This window comes from Methylosinus sp. LW4, assembly GCF_000379125.1.
In the GTDB taxonomy this organism is placed as follows: Bacteria; Pseudomonadota; Alphaproteobacteria; order Rhizobiales; family Beijerinckiaceae; genus Methylosinus.
This window is the reverse complement of record NZ_KB900627.1, coordinates 660,928-687,625: the sequence shown is the minus strand read 5'-3', so window position 1 is coordinate 687,625 and position 26,698 is coordinate 660,928. Positions and strand designations below refer to the sequence as shown.

The window sequence follows — 26,698 nt, the reverse complement described above, 5'->3', positions numbered from 1 at the left end:
CATCAACTCGGCAATTTGATGCTGCCCGACACGCCTGCCAGCGCGCCCGGCGTCAATTCGCGCATCTGCACATATCGCGCTTCGACGCCGTTCTCACTGCTGACGCCGAACATTTCTGAAGATTCGAAGCCGAGGCGCCGGTAGTAAGCGGGATCTCCCAACAGGATGACCGCCGCGTGGCCGAGCGTGGCTGCGCGCCGGAGCGCTCGTTCGATGAAGACGGAGCCCACGCCTCTATTGCGGCACTCTGCGTCAACGGCGACGCAGGCGAGCAGCAGGATCGGAAACGGCCCGGATGCGGTGGAAATGGAGATGCGCGTGAGCATCAAATGCGCGACGATTCGATCGCCAGCTTCCAGGAGCAGGGCCAGTTCCGGCACATAGGCGTCCCTGCGCCGCCGCTCGTCGACGAAATCCTGCTCGTCGCCTTCGGCGTAATGCGCGGTCTCGAAAGCCTTTCGGATGAATTCGTGAATCGCGCGGAACTCGCCTGTCCGCTCTGGCCGTACGGAGAAGGACAATCCCGATCCGATTTCGACCGGCAACGTCTTGCGCATCACAACGCGCGGCGCGCGGTGAACGCCCGCCGCGATCTCGTCCGCCACGAGCGCGCCGAATTCCGGTCGGTCCGGCCCTGCCTCGAACGCCTCATAGCCGAGCCTCGCATAGAAGGGCGCATTCCAAGCTACGTCTCGAAACGTGGTCAGAGTCATTTCCTCGAATCCCTTTCGGATCGCCCAGTCCTCTCCGGCCGCGATCAGCGCACGGCCGCAGCCTCGGCCCTGATGTTCCAAGGCGACCGCCATTTCGAGGATATGAGCTCGCCCGTCCAATGGAATCACGAGGAGAAAGCCCACACGTCCATCCTGGGCCTCGGCTACGAGGGCGACGCCCTCCTCGCAAGCACGTCGATGCTCTTCAAATCCTCGCACAGAGAGCTCGACGCAGATGCGGGTTTCAGGAATTGCGCCAAAGCGTCGCGCAGCGTCGAGTTCGATCACTTGAAGGGACGCTGCGTCTTGGGGCTGCGCCAAGCGAATTTCGAATGTATTGGTTGCGTCCGAATTACGCATATTAGCCCCTCGTTGGCGCCGACGTCCTGATCGCGCAATGAAGCGCCGCGAGATTGTTGCGACGGGCGGCCGTGCGGCGCACGGAGTCGCAGAGTGGCGGATGCCGGCGCAACTGCTCGGACACCCCGGCGGACGCAAGCCATGCGACCTACCAATAGCCGGCGCAGATCGACGATCATTTCCATAGTGTCCGGCTCTGCAGTGGCGTCGCGTGACCGACGCCTCTTGGCTTTTCGTCGAGCAGCGCCATTGAGCGGCGTGGCTCGAAAACAAGTCGTCGCGCGCCTATACACGTTCCCGCTCAATGACCGGGGACCGAAGCAAGTCAGCTCACACGCGAAACGTAAGCCGGGTGAGCAGCGGAGCGAAGCTTGACAGGAAGGCGCCCGTTTCATTATGTGTGTGTAGCACGCATATATGAGGAGATCAACATGCTCAGTGAAGCGACCGAAGGGCGCCTAGCCCATCTAGGAGTGGGCGTATCGCGTTGGAGCTTGGTGCTGTTTTTTATCGGATTCGGCCTATTCAAGTTCACGCCACAGGAGGCCGCAGACGTCGCGCCGCTCATGGCGCACAGCCCTTTTCTCTTCTGGGTCAATCCGCTATTCGGCCAACAGGGCGGATCGGATTTTATCGGAGTGATCGAATTAATATTCGGCGTGCTGATCGCCTTACGTCATTTCCAACCTCTCCTCTCCGCCTACGGTAGCCTCGGCGCCGCCGGCGCGTTGCTGATCACGCAGAGCTTCCTATTCTCGACACCGGGGCTTGATCCGCAGTCGGCCGATGCGGGCTTTCTTCTCAAGGATTTGACTCTCTTCGGCGTGGCGCTCTTCGTCAGCTCCGAGGCATTTGGCGCCGCACGGCGCAGATCCGCCGGCAGTTGAACATGAGCAACCGCCGGAATCTGGTGACTGGAGCCGGTCTTGCGGTCGGCTCCATGTTTGTTTCCCAGTTCGCAGCGGCGGTGTCCGTGCCGCTCCTGCTTTCGGAGGGAGCTATCAGCAGCACAGCGCTGCGATTGGGGTGCGCTGCCCTGTTCTGCATCGTATGGGCGCGCCCGAATTTCCTGTCGTTTGGCGCCCGCCAGTGGCGCAGTGCGGTCGCGCTCGGCTTCGTCGTAGCGGTCATGGCGATCTGTTTTTACGTAGCTGCGACGCGCATTCCAATTGGCGCCGCGATGACCATCGAATTCCTCGGCCCGCTGGCGGTAGCCGCGCTTTCACTGAAAGGGCTGAGGCGGGTTGCGCTGCCCTTGCTCGCCGTCGGAGGCGTAGTCGCGATGACTTATGGTCATGATGGATTGCTGTTCGATAGCGTCGGCGTGATGCTTGCGCTAGCCGCAGCGTGTGGCTGGGGCGGCTATATTGTGCTCATGCGACACGTCGGAGGACTCTTCTCTGAGCAGGAGGGACTTTGTGTCGCCTTGATCGTCTCTGCGATCCTCGCGTGGCCGGTCGGGATGGCGCTTGAACCCGACTCACATATCACGAGCCATATCTTGTATGTGGCGGGTTTGGCGCTCCTATGGCCATTCACTTCGTTTGCCTTCGAAATGATGGCCTTGCGACGAATGCCGCTCGGACCATTCAGCATCCTCATGAGCCTCGAACCTGCGTTCGGGGCGTTGCTGGGGTACGTGATCCTTGATCAGAAGCTCTCGCCGCGGCAGATAGCGGGCATTATAGCCGTTATGATCGCCAGCATCGGCGCTGTGGTCCAGTCGCGCGACTCTACAGATGACGCGCGGGACGCTCGGAACCCGATGGGACATCGGGAAGAAGCATGTTAATCTCGATCGTTCGCCAGAGTCGTGACTCGAAGCCTCGATGAAGGCGGCGTCGCCACGAAGCGATTTTTGTGTTGTTTCAAGCTCGGAAGGCTAACCTTTTGCAATGAACGTCCTGATTGTTCACGCCCATCCAGAACCCAATAGTTTCAACGGAGCCCTGACCCGTAGAGCCGTTGATGCTCTGAAAAGCGCCGGCCATAGAGTAGTCGTCTCAGATCTCTACGCCATGGAATTCGATCCGGTATCAAGCCGCCGAAATTTCACGGGAGTTGCAGATGCAAACTATTTGCGCCTGCAAGGGGAAGAGGCCCGTGCCTGTGCGACCAATGGTTTTGCTTCCGATCTTCAGGCGGAAATGGACAAACTCGCTGCTTGCGATCTTTTGATTTTTCAGTTTCCGATCTGGTGGCTCAGCTTGCCGGCAATTTTGAAAGGCTGGATCGACCGCGTATTTGCCATCGGTCGAGTCTATGGTGGCGGACGCTATTTCGACCAAGGGGTCATGCGCGGCAAACGCGCGATGTGCTCGGTAACGGTCGGCGGCCCACGGGAGGTTTACTCCGATCGAGGTGTCTACGCGGACGTCGAAGACCTGCTCTTCCCCGTACATCGCGGCACGCTCGGATTCGTGGGCTTCTCGGTGATCGAGCCTTTTGTCGCTTATGCTCCGAACCGGATAACCGCCGACCAGCGGCTCCAGTATCTTGCTCAATATGAGAAGCATCTGCTGAACCTAGACGAACTTCGTGTTCTGCCTATGCCGGAAATGGCGCAATATGAGGGTGGTGTCTTCAAGCCTGCTGGCCATGGTCAGAAGTAAAAATATCGGCTGCGCCTAGCGAGCGAACTTGTTGCCGTATTGCCGATGCGGCTCAGCGACTGCTGAAGCAACTTCTTCACAAGCAGGGTAGCGGCGGATTTTTGATCAAGCGCGATTTCGATTACGTCACGGAATTTTACACCGCACATGAGCTTCGGCAAGAGCTTTTGTCCTTGCAGCCTGCGCCAGCTGTTCGACGCCTCCATCACCAGCTTGAACACCATCAGCCGCTCCGTGTCCTGGGAGAGCGCGCCTTTCACGCGTACGGTTCTGTGCCGCACCGTCGCAAAGGCGCTTTTTTCGATCGGACTGGAGGTTCGCAATTGCGTCCAATCATGTGGACGGCCTCTCCTCAACGGCATCGTAGTGCCAAGGCGTGGTCGCCGGAGCGCCACAAAGAGAGAGACCGTCCGTGAAACAGCTTATCAGAATCGGAGTCGATCTGGCCAAGAACAATTTCAAGTTCACGCGCTGGCGAATGAAGGCGGGCCTACGGTGAAGCGCAAATTGAAGCGCTCGAAGATGCACGAGTTCTTTGCGCAGATCGAGCCCTGCCTCATCGGCATGGAAGCCTGCGGCTCGGCGCATTATTAAGCGCGCGAATTCGAGACGATGGGCCACGAAGTCCTGCTGATGCCGCCGGCTTGTACCAAGCCTTACGTCAAGCGCGGCAAGAACGACGCGGTCGACGCGGAGGCGATCTGCGAGGCGGCGTCGCGTCCTGGAACGCGCTTCGTTCCGATCAAGAGCGCCGAGCAAGATCAATGGACGCTGGGTCTATCTCTACCGCGCCGTCGACAAGGCAGGAAACGCGGTAGGCTTGTTGCTGCGCGCCGAGCGAGCTGTCGCCGCCGCCAAAGCGCTATTCCGTCGCGCCTTCGCAAATCAAGGACGCTTGCCGCGCAAAATTACGCTCGACGGATATCAGGCTTCGTATCGGCCGGCGCGCGAACTTCTCGCACAGCATCGAGGCGGCGTACGGACGCGAATTCGATCTTCGAAATACCTGAATAGTCTCATCGAGCAGGATCACCGAACGATAAAGCGTAGGTTGGGGTCGATGCTCGGGTTCAAGCGACTCCGACATGCCGCGATCACCATCGCCGGCGTCGAACTCATGCATAGCATCAGGAGAGGTCAATTCGCACTGAGCAAATTTAGAGCCGCAGGGACAACTGCGCTGGAAATCTGGACTGCGGTGCTCGCTGCCTGATCCCAATGAAATGCCGAACCCCATCGCGCGGCCGTCCGCAAAATTTGCACCGCAACGGTCGACAGCCGGATACAGATATTTCCAGCGGCCTTTGACTTTCACGTAGGTCTCGTTGAGTCGCCAACTTCACCCGATCGCGCGCTTGTGAGTAAGGTACTACTGTTCCCGCAAAGGTGCATACTTGACGACCCAGCGATTGAGCGTGGAATGGTCGACCTCGACGCCGCACTCTTCCATCATTTCTTCGAAGACCTGCGCCGCGCTATCAATCGTCCTCGCCGCCATTTGATTTGCTGATTTCGTGTCTGCGAGGAGCGTCGACGCCGGGCTTTCCGTGCTATCGCTGAACGCGCGCGTCGCCTCTATCTCGAATGCGGCGGCCGAGCCGACTCGCGTACCGAGAGCCGATCCGCATGACCGACGTCCTCAGCGACATTTTCGATACGATCCGTCTGCGCGCGACGCTCTACTTTCGAACCGATTATTCTCCTCCCTGGGCCATCACCGTGCCGTCCTACGCACGCGCCGCGCGATTCCATCTCGTTATCCAAGGGCGATGTCATGTGGCGCTCGCCTCGGGCCTCACGGTTGATCTCGGCCCCGGGGACCTCGTGCTCATCGCGCGCGGGCAGGAGCATACGTTGGCCGACAGTCCCGGCCGAAGACCCTCCCCCCTCGAGACAGTGGTGAAGGAGAGCGGCTACGACGGCAACGGCGTCTTCGTGGTCGGCAGCGGAAATGCCAACGCCTCGACGAAGATGGTCTGCGGCCATTTCGGCTTTACCGAAGGCGCCGATCATCCTTTGCTGCGCGCGCTTCCCGAGGTGATCGTGCTGACACCAGCCGACCGGGCGCGTCACGTGCTCCTCGACGAGACGCTGCGGCTCGTCGCGCGGCGCGCCTTCACCGACGGCCTCGGATCATCGGCCGCCATTTCGCGGCTGTGCGAAGTTTTCTTCATCGAGTCCGTTCGCGCCAGCATCGAGCAGTGCCCCGAGCTCGCGCGCATTCTAGAGGCGATGACGGATCCGCAGATCGGCCGCGCGCTCGAGCTGCTGCACAAGGATCCCGCGCGCGCCTGGACCGTGGATGGCCTTGCCACCGAGGTCGGCATGTCCCGCAGCCGTTTCGCCGATCGCTTCGCCGAGCTGATGAAGCAAGGCCCGATAGCCTATCTCGGGGAATGGCGGCTGCAGAAGGCGCTGGCCCGTCTGTCCAACGCCGATATCAGCGTCAAGGAGGTCGCCCGCGAGATCGGCTATCGGTCACCAGCCGCCTTCACGCGGGCTTTCGGGCAGCGCTTCGGCGCTCCGCCGACCCGCTACCAGAGCGGCGAGGCCTGAGTTGTGTTTGCGGATCGTCTCATTCCGTTTGCCCATACTCCGCCATATCAGCCATCAGCTTGATCATACGTCTTTGATCGCGCATGTCTCGCCTCGTCGAACCATCCTTCCAGGGAGACACTCATGCCGCGAATTCCCGTCCTCGATTCTAATTCCGCGTCGGCGGATATCCGCGCCACTTTCGACGCCGTGAAAGGCAAGCTCGGCGTCGTGCCCAATCTGCTGAAGACCATTGCGCATGCGCCGTCCGTGCTGAACAGCTACCTCGGCTTTTCGGGCGCCGTCGGCGGCGGAGCTCTGCCCGCCACGCTGCGCGAGCAGCTCGCCCTGCTGTCGGCCGAAACCAATGGTTGCGATTATTGCGCCTCAGCGCATCAAGCGATCGGCAAGATGGTCGGCCTCGACGCCGATGAGATCGTCCGCGGCTACGCCGGCGATTCGGCCGATCCGAAGGCCCGCGCCGCGCTCGTCTTCGCCAAGAGCGTGCTCGCCAATCGTGGAAAGGTGAGCGATGCGGATTTCACGGCTGTGAAAGCCGCCGGATATTCCGACGGCGACGTGCTAGAGATCGTCGCCAATTTGACGCTCAACATTTTCACCAACTATCTCAACAATGTCGCGCAGACGGACATTGATTTCCCGCGCGTCCACACGGGCCGTTCGGCGAGCTGAAGCCGCCGCGCGGACCGGCCGGCATCCTCGACGCCGGCGGAAGGCTTCGAGCAGTTCATCCTTGATTGGATTGGGAGCAATATCGATGACACGAACTCTCGCATGGACAGGCCTCGCATTGGCTGCGTCCCTTTGCGCTTCGCACGCCCAGGAAATCAGCGCCCCTGAAAAGGCGAAGGCGGTCGAGGCCGAGGCCGCGTTGCATGTGCCTGGAGCGAACTATCGCGGGGATTGGGTGCAGCTCGGCGCATTCTCCGTTCTCGCCGATAAGCCCGCTGACGGCGCGAAGCAACTGCACGTTGTCTACACCGAACGCAAGAATATCGACGCCTATCTCGCCACCGGCGCCTTCCCGGAAGGCGCCGTACTCGTCAAGGACGTCTACGCCGCCAAGACCGAGGCGTTGACCACGGGCGTCGCCAGCTACGCGGGCGAGCTCGCGGGCCGCTTCGTGCTGGTCAAAGACAAATCCAGCCGGTCGCCGCGTTTCGGCGACGGTTGGGGTTGGGCCTTCTACGAGGGCACTGAGACGAAGCTGACGGCCACGACCAATTACAAGAAGGATTGTCTTGGCTGTCACGAGCCCGCTCGGGCCACCGATCTCGTCTATGTTCAGGGTTATCCGATCCTTCGCAAATGACGGGGCGGCTGGCTCCGACGGGGCCGCCCGATCGACTCGGAGAGTCGCACTGGCGGCGTATCCGGAATTTAAAGGCGAGCAAGCTGCCCTAAATGCCGATGACGACGAAGACCGCGCCGCGACGAGGCCGAGCCAGAGCTGCAGTTGTCGCAGGATCATCCGGATCCTCGCGCTGCGCGCCGGCCTTTCGCTTCGCCTTCCATATGCTCGCACTCTTTAGAGCGGGCGCGGCGCGGCCCGGAGCAAGCCGCGTCGCGTCGCATCGATTGTTTAGAATTCGACAGGCATCCTGCTGCCCGGTGTAGGTGGTTCGGCGCAGCGAAGAGCAAAGCGTGGAGGAGCGCACAACTCGGCTCCCGCGTTCAACTCAGGAGTGCTTCTGCGCCCTCAGTCGAGCCGGATTGCTCCTTCATTTCTTCAACAGCAGGCGAAGCTGAGCGAGAATGTCCTCGACCTCGGCGCGCTTGCGGTAATTGTTCGGAATGTATGCCCAAGCTATGATGCCATCCGGCTTGATTATGTACGTGGCGGGATCTGCGAAAGCGTAGGTGTCGTCGCCGTTCGCTTTCTCGATGTTCACCTTGAACCGTTCCAGAAGTTTGCGATGAGGCTCCGGCAGCGTGAAGGCCACGCCGAATTGCTTGGCGACGATGGCGCTGACATCGTGCAACACATCGAATGCAGGGGCGCTGATAACAGTTTCTCTGCTTTCCTTCGGAAGGTCCGATGCATTCAGCACCTCGAGCCCGTCTGGCCCTTCGGAAGAAATGGCGACGAGATTTGCGCCCAAAGCCAAGAAATCCGCATGACGCGCATTGTAGGCCGCAAGCTGAAGATTGCAGTAAGGGCACCACAGTCCGCGGTAAAATGTGAGCACCAGCGGGCCGGCTTTCAGATAGTCTGCCAAGCTGCGCGTTGCGCCGGTGTAATTTTGTAGAGCGAAATCCGGCGCCCTATCGCCCGCCTTGAGCGCGTTCTCCACGATCGGCAGGGCGCTGATTTCACCAGCGCCCAGTTCGATCAACGCATTCAACGCTGGCGGAAGCGTCGAACGAAATGTCTGAATGAGCGATTGAATTTGAACATTGAGAGACATGCGCAATATTCCTCGTCTTTAGACTTTCTATTCGCTATTTCGGGGAGACCGAAGCAATGAAGGTCTCACGAACAGCGTCTGCAGCATCGGGTCGGTCGCTCCAATCGGTTGACATACACTAGCGCTTCGCAACGCCCGGCGCCGCCGCACCCGGTCCGATGCTCCAGGCGAGATAGCGGCTCAAAGCGGTCAGGTCCAAGCCGGTCTCTGACGACCACTGGTTCATCACAGTCTGTATGGCCTTCATCTGCGCCTTGCTCGTCGGCGGCGAGTCGATGACTCCCTCTCGCACCAGCGCAGCGATGACGTCCTTCGTGAGGACAAAGGCCGGCTTGCCGAGCGCACGCAGCAGCCGCATGCCGGTCTCGCCCCCGAGACGACTTCCCTGTCGCTTCATCAGGTCGAGCAATTCGACGTTGCGGTCATCGGGCCATTCCGAAAAGAGTCGCGCAGCGGATCCGTGCTCACGCGCCAGCTCCAGGATCCATCTTGCGTTCTCTCTAACAGCGGAGATCTTGGCGCCGTTTCGCACGATGCTCTTGTTCGCGAGGAGCCGGTCGAATTCTGGCTCGCTCATCGCCGCGCATCGCGCCGGGACGAATCTCCAAAACGCATCCTCGAAAGCGGGCCACTTCTTATCGATCTGCGTTCGCGAGAAGCCCGCGCAAAAAATGCGATGTGCCATGAATGCGAGGACCCGGTCGTCCTCGAGCGCGGCGATCTCCTTCGCAGAGCGAGACCGGACGTCTTCGAGGCCCTGCGCGATTGCTTCGGCCCCATGATGTTTGGCCGCGAGCGCTATGACCTGTGAAAAGCGCCGCATCTCACACCGGCCGGCCGGCGAACCAATCCTCGATCGCAGGTTGGAATTGCGCCGCCTCGAACTCGGTGACGCGGGTGAAGACCATCTTCCCCTCCCGCACGAAGGGTTCGGCCGAGAGCAGCGCATCCAACTCCTCCCGCGTTCGCGCCCGCGCCACCAGGAAACCGCCATGCGGCGGGACTTGCGGCCCGGAAAACAGAAAATTTCCGTTGTCGTAGCCGGCTTGCAGATAAGCGTAATGCTCGGCGACGAGATCGTGCAACTCGTCGAAAGGGACGAGATGTTTTCCTTCGAGCAAAAAATGCTTCATGGCGTCGCCCTCGGCGTCTACGGAAATCGTCATGGGGTTGATTCTATATCGCTCACTATATTACCATGACAGGGAGCGTCAAGCGATTCTGTAGCGGTCGCTACATATGGAAGAGGATGACGGATGGGGCGACCCAGGACATTCGACATCGACAAGGCGCTGAATGTCACCGCCGACATGTTTTGGCGGCGGGGTTATGACAACACGTCCATCGGAGATCTGACGAAAGCTATCGGCATTAGCGCGCCGAGCTTCTATTTCGCGTTCGGGAGCAAAGAGGCGGTTTTTCTCCGGATCGTCGAGGTCTATCTCGCGCGCCAGAACGAGATCGTGGAGCGAGCGTTGCGGGAGCCGGACGCTCGAGCCGTGGCGGCATCGCTTCTGTTTGGCATCAGCGATTTACTGACGTCTCCCGACCATGCGCCCGGATGTCTGATCCTGAATAACGCGCTCCCGATTTGCGATGATCATCCATTTCGCGCCCGGTGGGCCGAGGGCCGAAGCGCTATTCGGAACGAGTTGGCCGAACGCTTCCGAAAGGATCGGGAGTCCGGACTTGCGTTTCCCGAAGATTGGGATCCCGCCGATACGGCCCGCCTCGTCGTTTCACTAGTCTGGGGCTTGGCGGTTGAAATTCACTCCGGCGCGAGCAGCCATGAAATCCAACGGATGATTTCCCACTTTCTCGGCATGTGGCCCGAAGATTGACCATGTGGGACGAGTTTCGAGCCGCGGCAGCCACTCGTACCTGCTCTTGGACCTTCGAACATAGTTGGTCCGTCAGGAGCAGGTCTGCGTCGTTGCTGTGTCACGAGCGCGTTTCACGCTTGACCGAACTGATACAGGCGCCGCTGCTTGCGCGTCACGAAACGTTTGCGCCAAAACCTACTCGATCACCTTACGCGGGACGATCGCGCACGCTCGATTGACAGGGATAATAACCACTAGTAAGGTACACGCCTTATAGTAACTATAGAGCCGTACAGATTTATGGCGCGCCAAAAATTGCCCCTAGCCGACCCGTGGAACTCCGCGTGCCCATCGCGTGAGGTATTGGCCATAATCGGCGACAAATGGGCGCTGCTTCTGCTGCCCGTCCTGGCCGAAGGGGCCAAACGTAACGGTGAGCTGATGCGACGTCTCGACGGTGTTTCGCAGAAGATGCTCACCCAGACGCTCCGCGGTCTCGAACGAAATGGGATCGTTGTGCGTCAGGACTTCCAGGAAGTGCCGCCTCGAGTGGAGTATCGCCTGACTCCACTCGGAGCGTCGCTCGGCCGAGTCGTCGGAGCGCTCGATCAATGGGTGATCGAGAATTTTCGCGCTGTCGAAAAGGCTCGCATAGCCTTCGATCGGGCAATCTGAAAAAGGAGTAGGCCAAGCACGGCGCCTAGCTCATTCCGTTTCGAATACGGCCGCCCGGCCTCGAGGCGTCGATCCCATTCGAGCCTGGGCCATTCGCCTCATCGAGAACTCGGATCGCGGGCTCGGAGGCAAACATCATCGCGACGTCGTCGACAATGGGCGGGTGGCGATGAATTCAGACACCTGCCGCACCAGAGGCTGCACTGCGGCCAATGCGTCGGCTAGTGAGCGGGAATGGCGATCGTCGCCAAACTCCTGATACTCGATTCCGATATGAAAGGCTTTCGTCGCACCGAGATAGCGGCCAACGACGCGAAGGTGCGTATCGAGGTGATTCATCTCTTCACGTTCACCGCCTGGGCCGAAGCCGAACTCGCCACTCGAGGTCAGAATGACCAGCGCCTTGCCCGACAAGATCGGCTCGAGGGGCCAGTCTCCGCGCGCGAGATCGAAAGAAAAGGTGCGATCGACCCTCACTACCTGATCAACCCACGCCTTGAGTATCGCGGGCATGCCGTAGTTGAACATCGGCGTGCCGATCACGAGAACATCGGCGACCTCCAGTTCACTGATCAGTTCGTCTGAAACCGCGAGCACAGCGTGCATCGCCGGCGTGCGAGCTTCGGGTTTGGTGAAGCAGGCTGCGATCCACGCCTCATCGACGAAGGGCGGCGCGTGTTCGGAAAGGTCCCGACGCAGCACCGCATCGGCGGGATGTTGCTCAGACCATACATCGATGAACGATCGGCTCAATTGACGTGATAACGAGCGACCGCCTCGGACGCTGGCGTCGAGATGGAGAAGAGTAGCCATTTGGAAAACTCCGGACACTTAGGGGCGGATGCTACGGCCCCGCCCCGCCAAGGTGCATTCCGGTTCAGGCGGCCTTCGCCGACGCCTCGCCAATCGAGCCCCAGAAGCGTAGCACGCCCTGACCTGTTGCTGGATCGACCGAACCCCATGACCGGAACTGGCCGGTCAGGCCCTCGAAGGCGCCCGTCGTCTTGACGACGTTGTAGGTGGTGGCTCCGAGCAGACGCGCTTCGCCCTCGACCGCGGTCAGAACGCTTTGGTCGCGGGTCTGGATCGTGGAGCCGTCTTTGCGGATGAAAGTGTGTTCCATGTCGAGATAGGTCTTATTCCCTTGGACGCGCGGCTCGCCGACAACCCGTGCAAACGCGCCGCCGTCGAAGTCGCCCGTCATCGCAACGATATAGCCGCCGAGGAGTTCAATGAAGTCGAAGGTGGCGGTGCCACCCATTGTGAAATGTTTGGTCATGCTCACTCTCCCAATTGCACCCCGGAACCCTCCGGCTGCTCCGGAATTTATGAGCGCCATCAGATCGATTAGACAAGTACGCACCTTCGGGTAACATAAAAATACGATGCTATTTGCACGCTGCTCGAGTTTCAGAACAAAGACGAGACTCTGTTGCAGCGCGCCGCCGGATTCCTCGCGCAATGGTTCGCGGACGGTCTGGTGACGAGGATTTCCTTGTCCGCATGACGCGCCGTTCTCACGGGCGCGCGCAGCGGCGCGGCAGCAGGCGATCGATCGAAACGACGCCGGGTCCGCGCGCGACGACGAGCAGCAGGCAGGTCGCCCAGACGCCATGCGTCGGCCATGCGTCGGGATAGACGAAGATTTCGATCACCAGCGTCATGGCGAGCAGCGCCGCCGCGGCGAGCCGGCTCGCGAGACCGAGCACGAGCAAAACCGGAAATACATGCTCGATGATCGCGGCGGCGTGCGCCGCGACGACGGGATCGAGAAGCGGCAGCTTATAATCTTCCTTGAAGAGATAAATGGCGTTTTCCGAGACACGCCAACCCTCGAGCTTCGTCTGTCCAGATTGCCAGAAGACAGCGGCCGGGAAAATGCGGGCGCCGAGCGCGATGAAGGAATAGGGAATGCGCTTGAGCGCTCCGATCACGCGCTGCGTGAGGATGCAGAGCGAGGCTCCCGATGCGGGCTGCGTCGCATCATGAGCGGAATTCGTCATGTGTCACCTCTGATTGCCGTGAAAAATCCTGCCGTGAGCGCCTCGACGAGCGCTTCGGACAAATCGAATGTCGGCTTTTCGGCGGTCGCAACGCGAACGGCGTCGCCGAATTCCGCGCCCACGGCGAGGCGCTGAAGAAAAGCCGCTCCGCCCGGCGCGAGGCGATGCGTCTCGACGCGCATGTGCGGACGGGTCACGAGAGCGTCCTCGGCGTCCCAATGCTCGAGCGGCGCCGCCTCGGCTTCGCCCGCATTCATCGCCCAAATTGTCACCATCGGATGGTCGGAGCGCAGCACATAGGCCGAGGGGTGAATTTCGAAAGTGAGTTCCGCCAGACGATCGTGAGCGACCGAGGCCAGCGCTTGCGGCGATAGCGGCTCTCTGTCGGCGGCGTGATAGGCGCGCACGCGCGCATCCTCGAGCCGCGCCACATCGGCGAGATAGGGCAGCTCGGAAACGGGCGCGAAGCCCGCGACGAAATCGGCGAAATCCTCGCCATATTCGAGCAGCACAGCGGATTTCGGCGGCCGCAGGAGCAAGAACTCGCGCGCCATTGCGGCGAAGAATTCTTCGCCGACGAGACGCACTACGGCGGGAAAGCGAGCGGCCAGCGCCCGCACGAGCCCGCCGACGACGCTATTGCGATAGACCTCGAAACGATCGGCGGCCGCGCCCCTCTCGGACGCCAGCGAGGCCGGCGCCGCCTGGCGCGCGTCGAGCAGAGCGGCGGCGAATTGCGCCTGCGTTCTCTCCCACATTCGAGAATCCTCTCTCATGCGGCCCGCTGCGCTGCGCCGTCGAGGATCGATTGCGCCCGCTGTGCCTCACGCGCGAGCGCCGCCCATTCGGGCGTTTCATTGTCCCATTCGACAAGGGTCGCGACAGGACCTGTCTGCGCCAGCGCTCGGCTGAATAGCGCCCAAACAGCCTCGGCGACCGGCGCGCAATGGGCGTCGAGCGCAAAAGGCTCGCCACGCGCGCCACGCGTCTCGAAATGGCCGGCGAGATGGATTTCGCGCACAGGAGCGAAAGCGAATCTGGATAAATAGTCCGCCGCTTCGAAGCCCTTGTTCGTCGCCGTCACATAAATGTTCTCAACGTCGAGAAGCAATCCGCAGCCGCTGCGATCCGCGATCTCGGCGAGAAGCTCCGGCTCGGACAGCTCCGTTTCCGCGAAAGAGAGATAGGTCGCTGGATTTTCCAGCAAAATCTGCCGTCCGAGAAAGTTCTGGATCTCGTCGATCTTGTCGATCGCGCGCGCCAACGTTTCACGCGTGTAGGGCAGCGGCAGGAGATCGTTGAAGAAGACGCCGCCATGCGTCGACCAGGCCAGATGCTCGGAAACGCCCGCCGGCCGATAGCGGTCGCAGAGTGCGCGCAATCGCTCCAAATGTCGACGATCGATCGGCTCGCTGGAGCCGATCGAAAGCCCGACACCGTGAATCGAAAGCGGATATTCCTGGCGAAGACGTGAGAGCTGGCGATGCGGCGGACCGCCGTCGCCCATGTAATTCTCCGCGTGAATCTCGAAAAACCCGACAGATGGCGCGCCGGAGAGGATCGCATCGAAATGCGTCGGCTTGAAGCCGACCCCAGCGAGAGCGGGGAGACGGGACGAAATGGTCGAAACGGTTTCGCCCATGCGGCTCCCCGCGCGCTTGAGACGGAATGTCGCGAAGATCAGGTGCGCCGCTTGAGCGCCTCCAGCGAGCCATTGCCGAAGGGCGTCTCGATCGAGACGCAGGTCCCGTGCGGAACATATTTCCAGGCGTTTCCTTGATAATCGATCTTGGACGATCCGGCGCAGGTCGTTCCAGGGCCGGCGGCGCAATCATTTTGACCCTTGAGGGCGACGCCGAAGCATTTCTCCTTGCCCTCTTCCTCCGCCGGAGCGGCGGAAGCCAAGTGGGTGAGAGCCGTGGTGAGCGATCCCACCAGCGCGAGATTGAAAGAACGACGATCCATCCGATGCCTCCTGCTATGCGCCGAAACCAGTCGGCAAGTTCTAAATTCGCGCAACCGACGAAAGTGTTACGGACTTTCGATTCCCCGGCGCAAGGGGGTGAAGACCACAGACACAGGCGTGATCCGCGCAATCACGGTCGTAGCCGGGGTCGGGCGTAGACAGAAAGGTCGGTATGCGGGACGGCTCGATTCGCTAAATGTCGTCGCCGGCGTCGTCGAACTTCGAGCCATCCTCGCCGGAAAGTCCAAAGGCGCCGTCGAGTTCCGCCTCGGTTCGAGGCCGCCGCAGCAAGCCTTCGTCCTCGAGCCTCTCGATATCCGGGAGTTCGCGTAGCGTAGCGAGGCCGAAGACCTCCAAGAACTTCTGTATCTTCACATAGAAACGCCACCGCCGTGACCTTCCTGCGCCCGAGCTTCGTTTTCCCCGGAGCAGTCGATCGGCGAACGACGCCAAGCGTGAAGGTGCTTGGACTTTCGCCAAATCGGCGGCGCCATCGCTTCTCGACCGGTTCGCGCGGGAGGCGCAGCGCCCTCGACGATCGCGTCAGACCGAGCGCACCTCACCCGGCATCTGACAGTTCCTCTCGATGATCGTCCCCCGCTTCGTCCGGACTCTCCGCGTCTTCTACGTCCGCTGCCAAAATGCTGTCGAGATCGGCGACCGATTCGGGCCGCAGCAACAGCCCCTCGTCCTCCAGCCTTTCGAGATCGGTCGGGACGCGCAGATTGGCGAGCTCGTCGAGCGGCATTTCGTGGACGAGGTAGTCCCGCTCGGGAGCTTGAGACAACCTGATGGCCTGCATTATATGGCTTTACAGATATATATAAAACAGGGTATATACATCGTATGATTATCGAGACCCTGTCCGCGCTGGCTGAACCGAACCGCCTCCAGATCGTGGAGTTGCTTCGCGTCGGGCCGAGCCCCGTCGCCGAGATCTGTGCGCGGATCCCGCTCGGGCAGCCGCAAGTATCGAAGCACCTCCGCGTCCTTCGCAATGCCGGTCTGGTCCATGTGCGGCCTCGGGGACAACAGCGCTTCTACGCGCTCAACGCCGCGCCGCTCCGCGAGCTCGACGAGTGGTTGGAGCGGTTCCGAAACATCTGGGGCGCACGCTTCGACCAGCTCGACGCGTTGCTTCTCGAAATGCAAAAAGGGAACGTAAAATGAGCGGGGGAAAGACGAGCGTCGAGCTGAAGTCGGACCGTGAGGTCATCATCACCCGAGACTTCGCTGCGCCAGCGCGCCTCGTGTGGGAGGCGATGTCGAAACCGGAGTACGTGCGCCGGTGGTACGGGCTGAAGATCCTCGATTGCACCGTGTGCGAAATCGATCATCGCGTTGGCGGAAAATGGCGCTTTGTCCTCCGCGCGCCGGATGGAAACGAGCACGCATTCAGCGGCGAGTATCGTGAGATCGATGCGCAGAGGCGCGTCGTCTACACTGAGAACTATGAGCCGTTGGGGCCCGGCCACGAGATCGTGGTGACCGCCACATTCGAGGAGAGGGACGGTTACACCCGACTGACGAGCCACCTGCTCTACAAGTCGCAGGCCGATCGCGATGGTCACCTACAGTCGGGGATGGAGGCGGGCGCCAACGAGTCGCACGACCGCCTCGGAGAATTGTTGGGCACCCTCACCTGAAGGCGACGAACACCAATGTCGACGTTCAACTCGCCATTTCCGACCAATTCTGCGCGGAACGCGGCCTTCGTGTCCAGCGTGGGCACGAGCATGTTCCTGGTGATCCTCGCGGTGCTCCACGTCGTCAGACCGGATCTCGATCCTTCGTGGCGCTTCATTAGCGAGTACGAACTCGGTCCGCTCGGCTGGCTGATGCATGTCGCGTTCATCTGTCTCGCCGTCGGTGCCGCCGGCGTCGCGTTCGCCGTCGTTTCGCAAGCCCGGAGCATCGCGAGCTACGTCGGAACCGCACTGCTTCTGATCAGCGCCGCCGGAATGGCGCTGGCCAGAGTCGTCGCCCCGGACTCCAAGAGCAGAATCCACGATATCGGAGCGATGCTCGACCTGGTTCCGTTCGCGGCACTCGCAATTGCATGGAACCTCTCGCGAAACGCAATGTGGGCGTCGACACGTGTCTCACTGTGGAGGACAGCCCGTCGCCACGCCGATCAGTATGAGCGGCTATTCGACGTGCGAAGCGTCTTTCTGCATGGTTGTGCGATGTCGGCCATTTCGACGGAGGAACGGGTCATGGCCCGTTCGCTGGCGCGAGAGGTGGTGGAAGCGCTGATCCGCGCCACCGAGGCCGGCCCCGTTTCTTCCCGAGAGGACTTTCTCGACGGCCTTCTCGATAAGGGCGCGCCGCTCATCTAGACGGCATAGCAACCTTGACAGGAGAATAGCCATGCAGCGCTTGGCGCGCTCCATTCCTCAGATGACGGCCCATGCCCTGTATCGCCCGCGTCCGGTCAACTCGCGAAGGTTCGACGAAAGTTCGTCGATCATCGTGGTGGCGGCTTGTTGAGAGACCCGAAGTTCTTTGGCGGCAAAAGGGACGGTGACGACCGGCGAAGCGAGACACAATTCGACGAGTTGCGGCATCTTCGAATTCGTTCGTCGGCCTTTGCATTTTCTGAGCAGGAGCTCGCGCGCGAGCGTCAATCTGTCGAGTTCCTTCGAGTCCGCATTCACCATCGTTTCGATCGCACATGCGAGTGCGATCAATCGAGCTTCAAAATCATCCCGGCCGACTCGACGATACTTGGCCTGTCGAAATCCCGAATGCATCGCTGTGAGATGATGTCGGGTCTTTCCTCGGGACCGGAGCAAGGCCGCGGCGAGCAAGGGGCCGAGCCAAGCTCCGCGCTGTAACGGCTCGATCTCCTCCCAAGCGTCGAGCGCGACGCTTGCGGCCATCAGGGGCGGAAGGTTCTGAGTTCGACCCAGACGCTCGCGCCACTCTGCGAGGCGAGCCTCCTCGTTCCAATCTTCGTCGTAAACCAAACCAGAGTCGTCCCGCATCGGCGGCGCCGGCTCACTTCGCTCTATCACGCGTGACGTTCGCGCCAGCAATTCGTCGATTTCGGCGAATTCTCCTGTAAGGATCGTCTCACCATCCTCCTCATCCAGCTCTCCGTCCGCCGCATCATCGTGCGTTGCACGGCAGCCGGTCGCCGACTCGCAGACCGCGCCGTCCGGTCTCCATGCGCCGCGCAGACCGGCGAGGCCCTCGATCGTCAACGCCCATCCCGGTTCGCGATCGGCTATGCGACGGCGCGCGAGCAGAACGGCGTGAGCCCGCACGAGTTCGTGCGTCGGCGTGCGCACGTCCATCCCGGCGTCATGGAGCACCAAATCTTCGAGCTGCACGAATTCACCCGCGCGCCATAAAGCGGCGCAGGCGTCGTGGAAATGCGCGCGAAGAACGAAGGCTTCGGCGACGGGACTGGAGCGAAGCCGCTCGTCGAGGCGCGCGAGGGCGTCCGACGCGCTCTCGAACGGCGCCTGCAGGCGCTCGAATGAAACCGAGCCGGGAAGATATAACCCCATTTTAATTCCGCCTGAATCAAGCCTATAAACAAGGTATAGCGGATGTAGCTTGATTGATAGCGATGGTTATTTTCTCTTTTGCCACCCAGATCGAAACGCGTCGCTACGGCCGCCCAAAGTAGGCTTCGGAACGACTCTGGAGGCGAGCTTTCGGCGCGCAAATCGACGAAAAGGGCTGTTTTTCAGGCCTTTCTCCTGTTTGCCCCCTGGGTGACGGCGGCGAACTTCGGCATTCGGATGCGCTTTCAAACGGTCGCGTATCGAAATCCATCGCAATTGAAATATGATCGTCGGCGATATGATGCCTTCGTTACGATGAGATTGGCACGCGGTCGGCCCGAGTGGCGTCTCGGCGAGGTTGGCAGACGGGCGAGATGTCCGCGGGGCGTGACTATCGGGGCGGTAGATGGGCAATATGCAAGTTGATCCCGGGCAGCTTCGTGACGTCGATGTTGTCAGCGACAGGAAGCGGAGATCGCTCCGCCGAAGCAGGCGCCCGATCACCACACGATGTTCACGCCGTTGCAAACCGCCAGTTCAGGCGCCGGCGGCCCAGGGGTCGATCACGGTTAGGCCGGCGGCCGTGAAAGCGCTGCGGTCGCCCCCGCGTCGACTGGGAACTAGTTCTTCGAATATCACGCATCGACCGCCTATAGGTGTGAGCCGCTGGGCGACGTGTCGATGAGCGCTTTTGATATCGGCACTCCTGTATTCGATTGCGTTTAGCGCATTGAGGCTCGATGTCAGAGTTGTGTCAGTCAGCTTTTCCCCCAAACAATTTGCGTACGAATGCTTCATCGCGGCCGATTCAGTCGATACCGCGCTCGAGATCCCTGAAATGGGCGCAGCCCCCGCCGTCAGGCGTAAACCCCAAGGCTATTTCTCGGATGCGTAGCCGGATATCGTCGGCGCGCCGGTCGATCACGCGAAGCGCGAGCTTGCTATCCGCTAGGTGATGTAAATCCTTGATGTCCGCTGACATATCGCGCGGCACTGTCGTTGCATCCTGTAGAGGCCGATCTCCATGCGCCACTCGCAACTCCTCGACACTTAAAAGTGTCAGGTCGTCATTGAGCCTCTGGTCGAAGCTGCCGCGGTAACCGGCGAGAGAGAAGTCTGAGAGGAGGCCTTCCGGATCGTTCTTGAACTCGCTTGTGTAATCACCTAACGGACCGACGCGCAACGCCCCAGCCTCGATCGCGCCGACGAACATTGCCATAGATCGACCGATCCTTTTCGCCAGGAGACGAGAATGCGTCGAAGCTCCGCAAAGAGCATCGGGGGGGCCCGGCCAAACCAGATACTGCGCTCCATCAGCGTGCTGTCTCGATCCCGTCGCCAGAGAAAGAAGGCTTTCTTTGGGGCGAGCGGCTGGCTCGCCCGGCTCACTAGGCAAGCCTCCCGCGCCGATCTGCGGAATTTGACGTAAATGAGATAGCGCTTCCTTTATAGGTTCGAGCGCTGACTTATGGGGAGTGCGAAACCGGCTAACAACGGCTTCTCGAGTCGCCCCTAGCCCGAGGCGCGCCCCGATGTCGGGCTTATCGAGAGCGACTTGTGCGATCTCGGCCTGCCAGTATGTGCGTCTGGGGTACTGAACCCAAATTTCCCCGCCTTCTATCGATCTTTTCGACTCGGCCTCGACGCTTTGTTTCTGTGTGTCGCGATAATAGAGCCGCACGAAGGTCCACGGGAGAACATATTCCATCATCTGCAAGTCGCCAGGACTCTCCCTACCCGCCACTCTTTGTGGCAAGCGCGACATAGTTTCGTAATTGAAGGCCTCTGACGTCTGAGCTCGTTCCGCGAGATTCACGTAAATGAGCAGGTCCGCCCGGCTCGCATCGTTCTCTGGTTTTAAAGCGCCTAGCTTGGCGATCTCGGAGACAACGGTGCTTATGGAATCTTGGTAAATGACGGCTTCCGCAGGTGGTTTCTTGGAGACGTCCACATCGGGAATATGGCCATCTACGAAGCCTTTGCTTTCATCCGAGGCCTCATAACGGAGGACCACGTGATAGCTCAGAGCCCTGGTCGGACGAAGGAGCTTTTTGAAACGTCCAATAGGCTGAGCTGGCTCGACGGGAACCAGCAATTGATGAAGCCGACCTAGTAAAAACGCTCGATCGACGAGCGGCGTCAGCCCTTCTTTTTCCATGTCGCGTTTGGAATAGAATAGTCGCTGTCGAAAATCTTGTTCGGCTCCCCCTAGCGATTGTGAAGCGCTGCCCGCCGCTGAGACTTGGTTCACAAAGCAGCACGCCGCCGAGGAGGCGAGGAAGCTGATCAACAGTGGGCCTTGCAAGCTCCGAGCGGCCTGACGACGAAGAGCTATCAAACCGGTCATGTGAAACGCCTATGAAATGCCGCGCCGCGAAGCCGCTGTGAGCTCGCGAATACAGTTACATAAGCGATAACGTGGGCTTTTGGCAAAGGAGACTCGGGCACAGACGGCTCCCGGTTTGCCTTCGAGCGGCGTCCCTAAATCCGGTATAGCGGTCCCAGGTGCCATCGGAAAGGCGCGCACTCTGGAGTCATAACCGACCACGGCGCTTTACCATAAGATTTCATGATAAATTCGCCGCGCCGCGTCCGATAAGGTCGGCATATGACACGTTGCCATGTTGGCGGTTTCTTGCGCCCTTGCTCGCGCGTCATAGGCGGACGGAACGCTGAAGGTGTCAGCTGAGCGGAAACTCCGATCGCTATTCGGAGGCCGAATTACCGCGATCAATAAAACACGCCTGCAACTGCTCAGTTATTCACAGCCATGGAGAGTGTGCAGAAGGTTCAAAAAGCGCGTAATAGCCCCCGATTTGAACCATGACAGCACCCTTCCCTCCCCTCCTCTCCCCTCCCCTCTCCTCTCCTCTCCTCTCCTCTCCTCTCCTCTCCTCTCCTCTCCTGCTCCGATCAGGCTGCTGCCTCATCCGCCACATGGCCGTCACGCGCCGCAAGCGTCTCGTCGTCAGCGTGGATGTGGCGATCCCGCTGAAACGCGGCGCCGTCGGGAACGTAGAGAAAGCCGAGGGAGAGGGTTGAACGACTGATCGACGCAAGCAAGCGCTCCGCTTTACGAACTTGACGAACTTATCGACCTCTTCCATATTTGCTCCAACGGAGGTTGGAACATGGCGGTTCCAAAATCGAAATCTGGCGTTCGCAGTGGCGCGAGTCGGGGGGGTAAGATGGCTGGAAAGTCGGCTCTTGCCACGACGGCTGTTTTCGTCGGCCCGGGTCAAACTCTGCCGAAGGGAGCTGCTGGCTTCAAGTTGGAAGTCCCGGAGACGGCTCGCAAGGCCCTTACCGGTAGCCCGAAGCGGATGAAGGCGCTTCTGCAAGGCTATGGTGATGCGATCGCTAAGAGCCGCTCAGTGGGGCGACCGGTCAGCTTCCGTGTCGACGTGGACCCTGACGGTGAGACGGTCGTGACTCCCGTCGAAGTTGTGATTGGCGCGCAGGAGCCGGCGGTGCAAGTGATCGCGGCACCGGATGACGAACTGAACGCATCCCTCGCCGCGGCGCGCGAGCGGGGTCGCCTGCGGGCGGCCGAAATCCTGAGCGGCGAAGACATGCTGAGCGCGGAGGATTTTGCGAAGATGCTCGGCACCACGCGGGTGACGGTCAACGCGAAGCGCCAGAGCGGTCAGATTTTGGGCCTAGACGGCGCCAAGCGCGGCTTTCGTTTCCCGGTCTGGCAGCTCGACGCCGAGGGGAAGCCCTATGCTGAGCTCGCAGCCCTGCATGAGCGGCTGAGCGGTCCCTGGGCGGTCTACCGGTTTCTCGTTCAGCCACATGGCGAGCTCGACGGGTTGACCGGGCGTGAGGCGCTGGAACGAGGGAAAGTCAAGGCTGCCCTCAAGGCCGCGGAAAGCGTCGGGAGAGATTTTCGTTAAATGGCGAAAGTTCTCCCGCCCGAGGGTTTTGCGGGTGCGGATCTTCGTATCTATCAGGCTCGGGCTGACCTGAGATTCGGCCGCATCTACCTCGGCCGTTATCCCGACCCGCTCGGTTTTGGCAAGACGCCGAGCCGGTTCAGTGATCCGCGGCGGCGCGTCGCGGCCAATCGGTTCGGCGTGCTCTATCTCGGGGAGACGGTGAAGGTCTGCTTCCTGGAGGCCCTGCTCCGCGATCAGCGCGACGGCGTGATCGGTGATCTGCCGATCGCGGAATCGGAGCTGCAGGCCCGCCATTATGCTGAGATCGAGGTCGCGGAGGCCCTCAAGATGGTCGATCTGCGAGGCGACGGCGCCATCGTCATGGGTGTTCCGACCGACGTTGCGAAGGGTTCCAACCAAACGCTCGCCCGGGCTTGGTCGGTGGCCTTCCACGAGCACCCCGAGAAGCCGGATGGGATCATCTATCCGTCACGACTGAACGGACATACCAACGTGGCCATCTTCGATCGCGCCGTCGTGAAGCTTCGGACAGTCCGGAAGATGAAGCTGATCGCTGCGCCGGGGCTGGCCTCGGTCCTGAGCGAAATGAAGGTCAGCATCGTCGAACCTGATCCTTGACCACATGGGCGCGGGGGACGTTCTTAGGGCGCGGCATCGGGTTGGCTCGCGTCGTCGCGGACAGGGTGGGACAATCACTCTCGCTCCCGGGCGCGCTTGGCATCGAGGACTTCGAATTACGATGTTCCGAGCTGGTTCGAGGTTAGCAGCTCGTTCATCAACGTGAAGAGTGTCTCCCATCTCTCGTTCTCGCGCTCGTCATCGAGGCATCGCGACTTATTCTGCGCGCTCACGTTCGATGCGTGCCAAATTGTCACGCATCACTGGAAGATCAAACGATCGTCTTGCCTCTGAGGCGAAAAGAGGCGGCGTTCTCGCGTGATCTGGATGGCCGACTACCGGCCTCCATGAAGGCCCGGAGCTTTTCTCCGGCGAGATAGCCACGTGCTGTCACCACGTCGGTCGAAGACCGTCTAGCGAACGTCGGTTCTGCGGCGAGCTCGGGGAAGCGCGACGCGGCTCGGCCCAGGCGGCCGACGGGCGCTTGTTGGTTCTCCCTTCTTGTCGTGGATGGCGGTCGGAGCCGGGCGCTGGGGACCGCGGTGATCAGGGGCGCGGTCGAGCGGCGGGGCTCCTGACAGCGCATCATCTGTGTAGATGCTCGCGCCGCGATCGAGAGTGGGACAAAGTGAGGCTATTAGGTCGGGGCATGTAGAGCTTCGTATGAAATGCCGGTGCCTTGCCGCGCTGTTAGTAAGGAACTCTCGGAGCGTGAGGTGTTTTCAAACAGCCGGGGCCTTCTCGCCTCGCCGCGTGAACGGCGTCCTCGATCACGGATGAATTTCGTCGCGGCGACGCGGCATTGATCAAAGTCGATAGCCCACGGCGTCCTTGGACCGGCCGCGGGCCTGCATAGTTCCGAGTTCGGAACTCTTGTTTGGAGATGCCCTCCCCGAGAGGGGGAGTGCAGCGTCCGGTCTGGGTAATGAGAAGAAGGTAGTGATGGCGAGGAGAATTGTTCCGAGCTCGGAACTTTTTGGGATGATACGTGTCGCGATTCGAAGTCGTTCGGCTGACCGTGCATCACCAGTAGCGACATGCTCGTAACAATCGGACGTGATCCCGATAAAGAATTCATTAACGAAAAATGGTGCCGGGCGAGGCTTGCCGTTTGATGCGAATCGGCGGATGTTCGCTACGATCAAATCCGATGGATGCGGAAAAATCGTAGCTAGCATGAGCCTACCTGCCCCACACGTTGCGCTTGCTGACGAAGGCGACACCCTCATGGTGGAGCTCGGGGAGATTTTGTCGAATAATCTCCAGGAGCTGAGAAGCAAACTCTTCCCTCCGAATTCCCAAAAGGGGCTTCGATCATTTAGTTGCGCCGAAGCGGCAAGGCTCATCGGCGTGAGCGACGCCTATCTTCGCCAAATATCATTAGAAGGTAAGGGCCCGGAGCTGGAAACGACTCCGACCGGACGCCGCCTCTATACACTTCGCCAGATCAACGAAATTCGGGAGCTTTTGGACGTTGGGGGTGGTGCGCGGCGCTACGTCAAGCGCCGACGCGACAGTGAAAAGCTACAAGTGATCGCGGTGTCAGGGTTTAAGGGCGGGATAGGAAAAACAATCCACAGCGCCCATTTGGCCCAATACCTCGCTCTTCAAGGATATCGAGTTCTGGCAATCGATCTCGATCCGCAAGGCAGTCTCAGCACCATGTTCGGATATCACACCGAAACCGAGGTGCAGCCGAATGAATCGCTATATGGGGCCCTTCGTTACGATGATGAGCGCGTCCAAATCGAAGAGGTCATACGCGAATCCTATTTCGACGGGGTTTTCTTTGTTCCTTCATCGATCCATTTGATGGAGTTCGAACACGCGACCGCAGTTAATCGAGGAGTAAAGGGCAAGACGCCATTTTACAAAGCTCTCAGGGTGATGCTGGACCGGGTGGAAGAGAATTTCGACTTTGTGATCTTCGATTGTCCGCCGCAACTCGGCTACCTCACGCTCTCTGCACTATGTGCGGCAACGACTGTCATAATTCCTTGTCATCCGCAGATGTTGGACGTCTCATCGACCTCCCAATATTTGCTAATGGCAGGAGATCTCTTGGCTGTGTTTCGGGATTTTGGGCTCGTCTTGAAATACGACGCCTTTCGTTTTCTCGTGACCCGTTTCGAGCCTACGGATTTGCCGCAACAGCAAATGGACACGCTCATGCGGCGGCTCTGCGGTGAGCATGTCCTGAAGAATGCAATGCTAAAAACAACGGCGATCTCCGACTCGTCTTTATCGAAGCAGACTCTCTATGAAGTGGAGCGCACGAGTTTTAGTCGGAGCACATACGATCGAGCGATCGCGGCGATGAACGCAGTAAACTCTGAAATCGAGGAGCTTCTCCTCGCTGTATGGGGACGTAAGGCATGAGCAGGCGGGACACGTTGAAAAGCTTGCTAGCAGGCGACCCTGACGCTGGTGTCGCCGATGACACGTCGATCTCATCAACGCCGGCGCACTCTGTTCGTCCGCGAGGAGCGAATTTGAGGGTCAAGACCGGCCCAATTCTGCATCTAGCGTCGGACCTTCGGGCTGAGAGTGGCGACCCTGTGATCGAGGTCGATCCAATTTTGATCGATTCCTCATTTATCAAAGATCGAATTGACGGCTTCGACAGCGAGCATAGCGAGCTCGTAGATTCGATACGGGATCACGGACAGCAGGTTCCTGTGCTTCTGCGTCCGCACCCCGATAATAGTGCTCGATATCAAGTGGTCTATGGCCATCGTCGGGTGCGGGCATGTCAGTCGTTGGGCCGCGCGGTTCGTGCAGTTGTGAAGACGCTGACGGACGCGCAGCTAGTCGTTGCCCAAGGACAAGAAAATTCCGCGCGAAAGGCTCTAAGTTATATTGAGCGAGCATTTTTCGCGATACGGCTCAGCGACAGTGGTTTTGAACGCGACGTGATTATGGCCGCGCTTAGCCTGTCGAAATCGCACTTGTCGACGCTTATTTCGGTCGCTCGACGAATTCCCGCAACCATCATTCAGGCCATTGGCCCGGCACCAAAAACAGGTGAGCCGAGATGGGTGGCGCTTGCAGATCGACTTGAAGTGTGTGGAGCGGAGGTTGCTGCTGCGTTTATCGGATCAGAAGCGTTCGGCTCCAGCGATAGCGACGAACGTTTTCTGGCGCTGTTCAACGCGTTGCAGCCACAAATCGAAAGACCTTCACGTGAGTCAAAGTCGTGGTCGGTAGATGGCGGCCGACCTATCGCGACGTTTCGAGAGGCAGGGAAAAAGGCATCGTTGATCGTTGATCAAAAGGAGGCCCCGGAGTTCGGGCGCTTTCTTTTCGCGCAGCTTCCCGAACTCTACAGGGACTTCCTCAGAGCAAAGGAGGCTTCTGCCGAGCCGTCGACGAAATGAAATTACGCCCGTACATGTGTTTTTTTTTTGCGAGAGAGCGTTACCGACCCGCGTAACAAACTCGCAGAGGAGATAGCTGCAAAAGAAAGAGGCCCCCGATCGTCGCCGAACGGAAGCCCCTGTGTGTCTTAAGCAACCACAAGGTCTCACTTCCGCGAATCACTGTCAAGAGT

31 protein-coding genes and 2 pseudogenes are annotated in these 26,698 nt (G+C 60.1%); 16 read left to right on the top strand and 17 right to left on the bottom strand.

The annotated features are described in order from the left end of the window. Positions 1-2: 2 nt before the first annotated feature. Positions 3-1,073 carry a GNAT family N-acetyltransferase gene (locus METLW4_RS26760; protein WP_083919376.1) on the bottom strand — a complete coding sequence of 357 codons (1,071 nt, stop codon included), beginning with the start codon at positions 1,071-1,073 and terminating at the stop codon, positions 3-5. Between the two features lie 431 nt (positions 1,074-1,504). On the opposite strand from METLW4_RS26760, the gene METLW4_RS25915 reads away from it, so the two are divergent. From METLW4_RS25915 to METLW4_RS0122680, 3 genes are all read left to right on the top strand, one after another. Beyond that, the gene (locus METLW4_RS25915) at positions 1,505-1,960 is read left to right on the top strand and encodes a DUF417 family protein (RefSeq protein ID WP_157235603.1); all 456 of its coding nucleotides are present in this window, start codon (positions 1,505-1,507) and stop codon (positions 1,958-1,960) included. Positions 1,961-1,962: 2 nt separating this feature from the next. Beyond that, entirely contained in the window at positions 1,963-2,865 is a 903-nt protein-coding gene (locus tag METLW4_RS25910) for an EamA family transporter (RefSeq protein WP_018268533.1), read from the top strand. 103 nt (positions 2,866-2,968) lie between these two features. Next, positions 2,969-3,685: an NAD(P)H-dependent oxidoreductase gene (locus METLW4_RS0122680; RefSeq protein WP_026191757.1), complete on the top strand. Its 717-nt coding sequence runs from the start codon at positions 2,969-2,971 to the stop codon at positions 3,683-3,685. Between the two features lie 110 nt (positions 3,686-3,795). Here the strand turns inward: METLW4_RS0122680 and METLW4_RS28675 are convergent. Then, positions 3,796-4,017 (bottom strand): annotated as a pseudogene (locus METLW4_RS28675) (IS256 family transposase); the annotation flags it as partial. Between the two features lie 389 nt (positions 4,018-4,406). On the opposite strand from METLW4_RS28675, the gene METLW4_RS27230 reads away from it, so the two are divergent. Then, positions 4,407-4,898, top strand: a complete 492-nt coding sequence (locus METLW4_RS27230; protein WP_371212341.1) for a DDE-type integrase/transposase/recombinase — start codon at positions 4,407-4,409, stop codon at positions 4,896-4,898. Positions 4,899-4,946: 48 nt separating this feature from the next. On the opposite strand, the pseudogene METLW4_RS27225 reads toward METLW4_RS27230, so the two are convergent. Then, positions 4,947-5,144: pseudogene (locus tag METLW4_RS27225) on the bottom strand (DDE-type integrase/transposase/recombinase); the annotation flags it as partial. A 167-nt stretch (positions 5,145-5,311) separates the two neighbouring features. Between METLW4_RS27225 and METLW4_RS0122645 the strand changes: the two are divergent. The 3 genes from METLW4_RS0122645 (at position 5,312) to METLW4_RS0122635 (ending at position 7,553) form a co-directional block, all read left to right on the top strand. Further along, complete coding sequence (locus METLW4_RS0122645) at positions 5,312-6,241, top strand: AraC family transcriptional regulator (RefSeq protein WP_018268525.1); 930 nt, start codon at positions 5,312-5,314, stop codon at positions 6,239-6,241. A 123-nt stretch (positions 6,242-6,364) separates the two neighbouring features. After that, a complete protein-coding gene (locus METLW4_RS0122640; RefSeq protein ID WP_018268524.1) occupies positions 6,365-6,913 on the top strand; it encodes a carboxymuconolactone decarboxylase family protein in 549 nt (182 codons plus the stop codon). A gap of 85 nt (positions 6,914-6,998) precedes the next feature. Next, positions 6,999-7,553, top strand: coding sequence for a cytochrome P460 family protein (locus tag METLW4_RS0122635; RefSeq protein ID WP_026191756.1), 555 nt, complete (start codon positions 6,999-7,001; stop codon positions 7,551-7,553). 409 nt (positions 7,554-7,962) lie between these two features. Here the strand turns inward: METLW4_RS0122635 and METLW4_RS0122630 are convergent, their stop codons facing one another. The 3 genes from METLW4_RS0122630 to METLW4_RS0122620 form a co-directional block, all read right to left on the bottom strand. After that, positions 7,963-8,649, bottom strand: coding sequence for a peroxiredoxin-like family protein (locus tag METLW4_RS0122630; RefSeq protein WP_018268522.1), 687 nt, complete (start codon positions 8,647-8,649; stop codon positions 7,963-7,965). A 118-nt stretch (positions 8,650-8,767) separates the two neighbouring features. Then, on the bottom strand, positions 8,768-9,472 hold the full coding sequence (locus METLW4_RS0122625) for a DNA-3-methyladenine glycosylase I (protein WP_018268521.1): 705 nt from the start codon (positions 9,470-9,472) through the stop codon (positions 8,768-8,770). A 1-nt stretch (position 9,473) separates the two neighbouring features. Continuing rightward, positions 9,474-9,815, bottom strand: a complete 342-nt coding sequence (locus tag METLW4_RS0122620) for a YciI family protein (protein ID WP_018268520.1) — start codon at positions 9,813-9,815, stop codon at positions 9,474-9,476. A 90-nt stretch (positions 9,816-9,905) separates the two neighbouring features. Between METLW4_RS0122620 and METLW4_RS25895 the strand changes: the two genes are divergently transcribed. Together METLW4_RS25895 and METLW4_RS0122610 are read left to right on the top strand one after the other, a co-directional pair. Continuing rightward, the gene (locus tag METLW4_RS25895) at positions 9,906-10,490 is read left to right on the top strand and encodes a TetR/AcrR family transcriptional regulator (protein WP_018268519.1); all 585 of its coding nucleotides are present in this window, start codon (positions 9,906-9,908) and stop codon (positions 10,488-10,490) included. A 345-nt stretch (positions 10,491-10,835) separates the two neighbouring features. Beyond that, on the top strand, positions 10,836-11,147 hold the full coding sequence (locus tag METLW4_RS0122610; protein WP_018268518.1) for a winged helix-turn-helix transcriptional regulator: 312 nt from the start codon (positions 10,836-10,838) through the stop codon (positions 11,145-11,147). Positions 11,148-11,282: 135 nt separating this feature from the next. Here METLW4_RS0122610 and METLW4_RS0122600 read toward each other — a convergent pair whose 3' ends face one another. The 8 genes from METLW4_RS0122600 to METLW4_RS27220 all read right to left on the bottom strand — a co-directional run bounded on the left by METLW4_RS0122600 (position 11,283) and on the right by METLW4_RS27220 (position 15,918). Then, the gene (locus METLW4_RS0122600) at positions 11,283-11,960 is read right to left on the bottom strand and encodes an FMN-dependent NADH-azoreductase (RefSeq protein ID WP_026191754.1); all 678 of its coding nucleotides are present in this window, start codon (positions 11,958-11,960) and stop codon (positions 11,283-11,285) included. A gap of 64 nt (positions 11,961-12,024) precedes the next feature. Then, positions 12,025-12,426: a hypothetical protein gene (locus tag METLW4_RS0122595; protein WP_157235600.1), complete on the bottom strand. Its 402-nt coding sequence runs from the start codon at positions 12,424-12,426 to the stop codon at positions 12,025-12,027. A 238-nt stretch (positions 12,427-12,664) separates the two neighbouring features. Beyond that, entirely contained in the window at positions 12,665-13,150 is a 486-nt protein-coding gene (locus METLW4_RS0122590; RefSeq protein WP_018268515.1) for a DoxX family protein, read from the bottom strand. After that, positions 13,147-13,908, bottom strand: coding sequence for an HvfC/BufC N-terminal domain-containing protein (locus tag METLW4_RS0122585; RefSeq protein WP_018268514.1), 762 nt, complete (start codon positions 13,906-13,908; stop codon positions 13,147-13,149). Before METLW4_RS0122585 ends, METLW4_RS0122590 begins: the two co-directional genes overlap by 4 nt. 14 nt (positions 13,909-13,922) lie before the next feature. Further along, on the bottom strand, positions 13,923-14,792 hold the full coding sequence (gene bufB / locus METLW4_RS0122580) for an MNIO family bufferin maturase (protein ID WP_018268513.1): 870 nt from the start codon (positions 14,790-14,792) through the stop codon (positions 13,923-13,925). 38 nt (positions 14,793-14,830) lie between these two features. Next, positions 14,831-15,115 (bottom strand): BufA1 family periplasmic bufferin-type metallophore, encoded by a 285-nt coding sequence (locus tag METLW4_RS0122575; RefSeq protein ID WP_018268512.1) that lies wholly within the window; start codon positions 15,113-15,115, stop codon positions 14,831-14,833. A 193-nt stretch (positions 15,116-15,308) separates the two neighbouring features. Then, positions 15,309-15,569, bottom strand: coding sequence for a hypothetical protein (locus tag METLW4_RS0122570; RefSeq protein WP_157235599.1), 261 nt, complete (start codon positions 15,567-15,569; stop codon positions 15,309-15,311). 106 nt (positions 15,570-15,675) lie between these two features. Then, positions 15,676-15,918: a hypothetical protein gene (locus METLW4_RS27220; protein WP_157235598.1), complete on the bottom strand. Its 243-nt coding sequence runs from the start codon at positions 15,916-15,918 to the stop codon at positions 15,676-15,678. 44 nt (positions 15,919-15,962) lie between these two features. Between METLW4_RS27220 and METLW4_RS0122560 the strand changes: the two genes are divergently transcribed. From METLW4_RS0122560 to METLW4_RS26755, 3 genes are read left to right on the top strand one after another with little or no spacing between them, the layout of a single operon-like run. Beyond that, a complete protein-coding gene (locus METLW4_RS0122560) occupies positions 15,963-16,286 on the top strand; it encodes an ArsR/SmtB family transcription factor (RefSeq protein WP_018268509.1) in 324 nt (107 codons plus the stop codon). Beyond that, positions 16,283-16,762 carry an SRPBCC family protein gene (locus tag METLW4_RS0122555; protein ID WP_018268508.1) on the top strand — a complete coding sequence of 160 codons (480 nt, stop codon included), beginning with the start codon at positions 16,283-16,285 and terminating at the stop codon, positions 16,760-16,762. The genes METLW4_RS0122560 and METLW4_RS0122555 overlap by 4 nt, the downstream gene beginning before the upstream one ends. 15 nt (positions 16,763-16,777) lie before the next feature. Beyond that, positions 16,778-17,455 (top strand): DUF998 domain-containing protein, encoded by a 678-nt coding sequence (locus METLW4_RS26755; protein WP_018268507.1) that lies wholly within the window; start codon positions 16,778-16,780, stop codon positions 17,453-17,455. A 57-nt stretch (positions 17,456-17,512) separates the two neighbouring features. Here the strand turns inward: METLW4_RS26755 and METLW4_RS0122545 are convergent, their stop codons facing one another. From METLW4_RS0122545 to METLW4_RS28100, 3 genes are all read right to left on the bottom strand, one after another. After that, positions 17,513-18,631 (bottom strand): RHE_PE00001 family protein, encoded by a 1,119-nt coding sequence (locus METLW4_RS0122545; RefSeq protein ID WP_026191752.1) that lies wholly within the window; start codon positions 18,629-18,631, stop codon positions 17,513-17,515. Between the two features lie 808 nt (positions 18,632-19,439). Beyond that, positions 19,440-20,978: a hypothetical protein gene (locus METLW4_RS28105; RefSeq protein WP_157235597.1), complete on the bottom strand. Its 1,539-nt coding sequence runs from the start codon at positions 20,976-20,978 to the stop codon at positions 19,440-19,442. A 566-nt stretch (positions 20,979-21,544) separates the two neighbouring features. Further along, a complete protein-coding gene (locus tag METLW4_RS28100; protein ID WP_157235596.1) occupies positions 21,545-21,694 on the bottom strand; it encodes a hypothetical protein in 150 nt (49 codons plus the stop codon). Positions 21,695-21,819: 125 nt separating this feature from the next. Between METLW4_RS28100 and METLW4_RS0122525 the strand changes: the two genes are divergently transcribed. From METLW4_RS0122525 to repB, 4 genes are all read left to right on the top strand, one after another. Continuing rightward, complete coding sequence (locus METLW4_RS0122525) at positions 21,820-22,527, top strand: hypothetical protein (RefSeq protein WP_018268501.1); 708 nt, start codon at positions 21,820-21,822, stop codon at positions 22,525-22,527. Continuing rightward, positions 22,528-23,148: an RES family NAD+ phosphorylase gene (locus METLW4_RS0122520; RefSeq protein WP_018268500.1), complete on the top strand. Its 621-nt coding sequence runs from the start codon at positions 22,528-22,530 to the stop codon at positions 23,146-23,148. It abuts the gene before it with no gap. Between the two features lie 1,128 nt (positions 23,149-24,276). Then, the gene (gene repA, locus METLW4_RS0122515) at positions 24,277-25,527 is read left to right on the top strand and encodes a plasmid partitioning protein RepA (RefSeq protein WP_018268499.1); all 1,251 of its coding nucleotides are present in this window, start codon (positions 24,277-24,279) and stop codon (positions 25,525-25,527) included. Next, the gene (gene repB / locus METLW4_RS27215) at positions 25,524-26,525 is read left to right on the top strand and encodes a plasmid partitioning protein RepB (protein ID WP_083919373.1); all 1,002 of its coding nucleotides are present in this window, start codon (positions 25,524-25,526) and stop codon (positions 26,523-26,525) included. Before repA ends, repB begins: the two co-directional genes overlap by 4 nt. Positions 26,526-26,698: the final 173 nt, after the last annotated feature.

Coding starts and splice junctions, on each gene's coding strand:
- METLW4_RS0122595 (WP_157235600.1), bottom strand. CDS start 12,426: ATGACCAAACATTTCACAATGGGTGGCACCGCCACCTTCGACTTCATT.
- METLW4_RS0122585 (WP_018268514.1), bottom strand. CDS start 13,908: ATGTGGGAGAGAACGCAGGCGCAATTCGCCGCCGCTCTGCTCGACGCG.
- METLW4_RS26755 (WP_018268507.1), top strand. CDS start 16,778: ATGTCGACGTTCAACTCGCCATTTCCGACCAATTCTGCGCGGAACGCG.
- METLW4_RS25895 (WP_018268519.1), top strand. CDS start 9,906: ATGGGGCGACCCAGGACATTCGACATCGACAAGGCGCTGAATGTCACC.
- METLW4_RS25915 (WP_157235603.1), top strand. CDS start 1,505: ATGCTCAGTGAAGCGACCGAAGGGCGCCTAGCCCATCTAGGAGTGGGC.
- METLW4_RS0122620 (WP_018268520.1), bottom strand. CDS start 9,815: ATGACGATTTCCGTAGACGCCGAGGGCGACGCCATGAAGCATTTTTTG.
- METLW4_RS0122525 (WP_018268501.1), top strand. CDS start 21,820: ATGGCTGGAAAGTCGGCTCTTGCCACGACGGCTGTTTTCGTCGGCCCG.
- METLW4_RS0122625 (WP_018268521.1), bottom strand. CDS start 9,472: ATGCGGCGCTTTTCACAGGTCATAGCGCTCGCGGCCAAACATCATGGG.
- METLW4_RS0122635 (WP_026191756.1), top strand. CDS start 6,999: ATGACACGAACTCTCGCATGGACAGGCCTCGCATTGGCTGCGTCCCTT.
- METLW4_RS26760 (WP_083919376.1), bottom strand. CDS start 1,073: ATGCGTAATTCGGACGCAACCAATACATTCGAAATTCGCTTGGCGCAG.
- METLW4_RS0122590 (WP_018268515.1), bottom strand. CDS start 13,150: ATGACGAATTCCGCTCATGATGCGACGCAGCCCGCATCGGGAGCCTCG.
- METLW4_RS0122545 (WP_026191752.1), bottom strand. CDS start 18,631: ATGGGGTTATATCTTCCCGGCTCGGTTTCATTCGAGCGCCTGCAGGCG.
- METLW4_RS0122630 (WP_018268522.1), bottom strand. CDS start 8,649: ATGTCTCTCAATGTTCAAATTCAATCGCTCATTCAGACATTTCGTTCG.
- METLW4_RS0122640 (WP_018268524.1), top strand. CDS start 6,365: ATGCCGCGAATTCCCGTCCTCGATTCTAATTCCGCGTCGGCGGATATC.
- repB (WP_083919373.1), top strand. CDS start 25,524: ATGAGCAGGCGGGACACGTTGAAAAGCTTGCTAGCAGGCGACCCTGAC.
- METLW4_RS0122600 (WP_026191754.1), bottom strand. CDS start 11,960: ATGGCTACTCTTCTCCATCTCGACGCCAGCGTCCGAGGCGGTCGCTCG.
- METLW4_RS0122520 (WP_018268500.1), top strand. CDS start 22,528: ATGGCGAAAGTTCTCCCGCCCGAGGGTTTTGCGGGTGCGGATCTTCGT.
- METLW4_RS0122645 (WP_018268525.1), top strand. CDS start 5,312: ATGACCGACGTCCTCAGCGACATTTTCGATACGATCCGTCTGCGCGCG.
- METLW4_RS28105 (WP_157235597.1), bottom strand. CDS start 20,978: ATGACCGGTTTGATAGCTCTTCGTCGTCAGGCCGCTCGGAGCTTGCAA.
- METLW4_RS27220 (WP_157235598.1), bottom strand. CDS start 15,918: ATGCAGGCCATCAGGTTGTCTCAAGCTCCCGAGCGGGACTACCTCGTC.
- METLW4_RS25910 (WP_018268533.1), top strand. CDS start 1,963: ATGAGCAACCGCCGGAATCTGGTGACTGGAGCCGGTCTTGCGGTCGGC.
- bufB (WP_018268513.1), bottom strand. CDS start 14,792: ATGGGCGAAACCGTTTCGACCATTTCGTCCCGTCTCCCCGCTCTCGCT.
- METLW4_RS0122555 (WP_018268508.1), top strand. CDS start 16,283: ATGAGCGGGGGAAAGACGAGCGTCGAGCTGAAGTCGGACCGTGAGGTC.
- METLW4_RS0122575 (WP_018268512.1), bottom strand. CDS start 15,115: ATGGATCGTCGTTCTTTCAATCTCGCGCTGGTGGGATCGCTCACCACG.
- repA (WP_018268499.1), top strand. CDS start 24,277: ATGTTCGCTACGATCAAATCCGATGGATGCGGAAAAATCGTAGCTAGC.
- METLW4_RS0122680 (WP_026191757.1), top strand. CDS start 2,969: ATGAACGTCCTGATTGTTCACGCCCATCCAGAACCCAATAGTTTCAAC.
- METLW4_RS0122560 (WP_018268509.1), top strand. CDS start 15,963: ATGATTATCGAGACCCTGTCCGCGCTGGCTGAACCGAACCGCCTCCAG.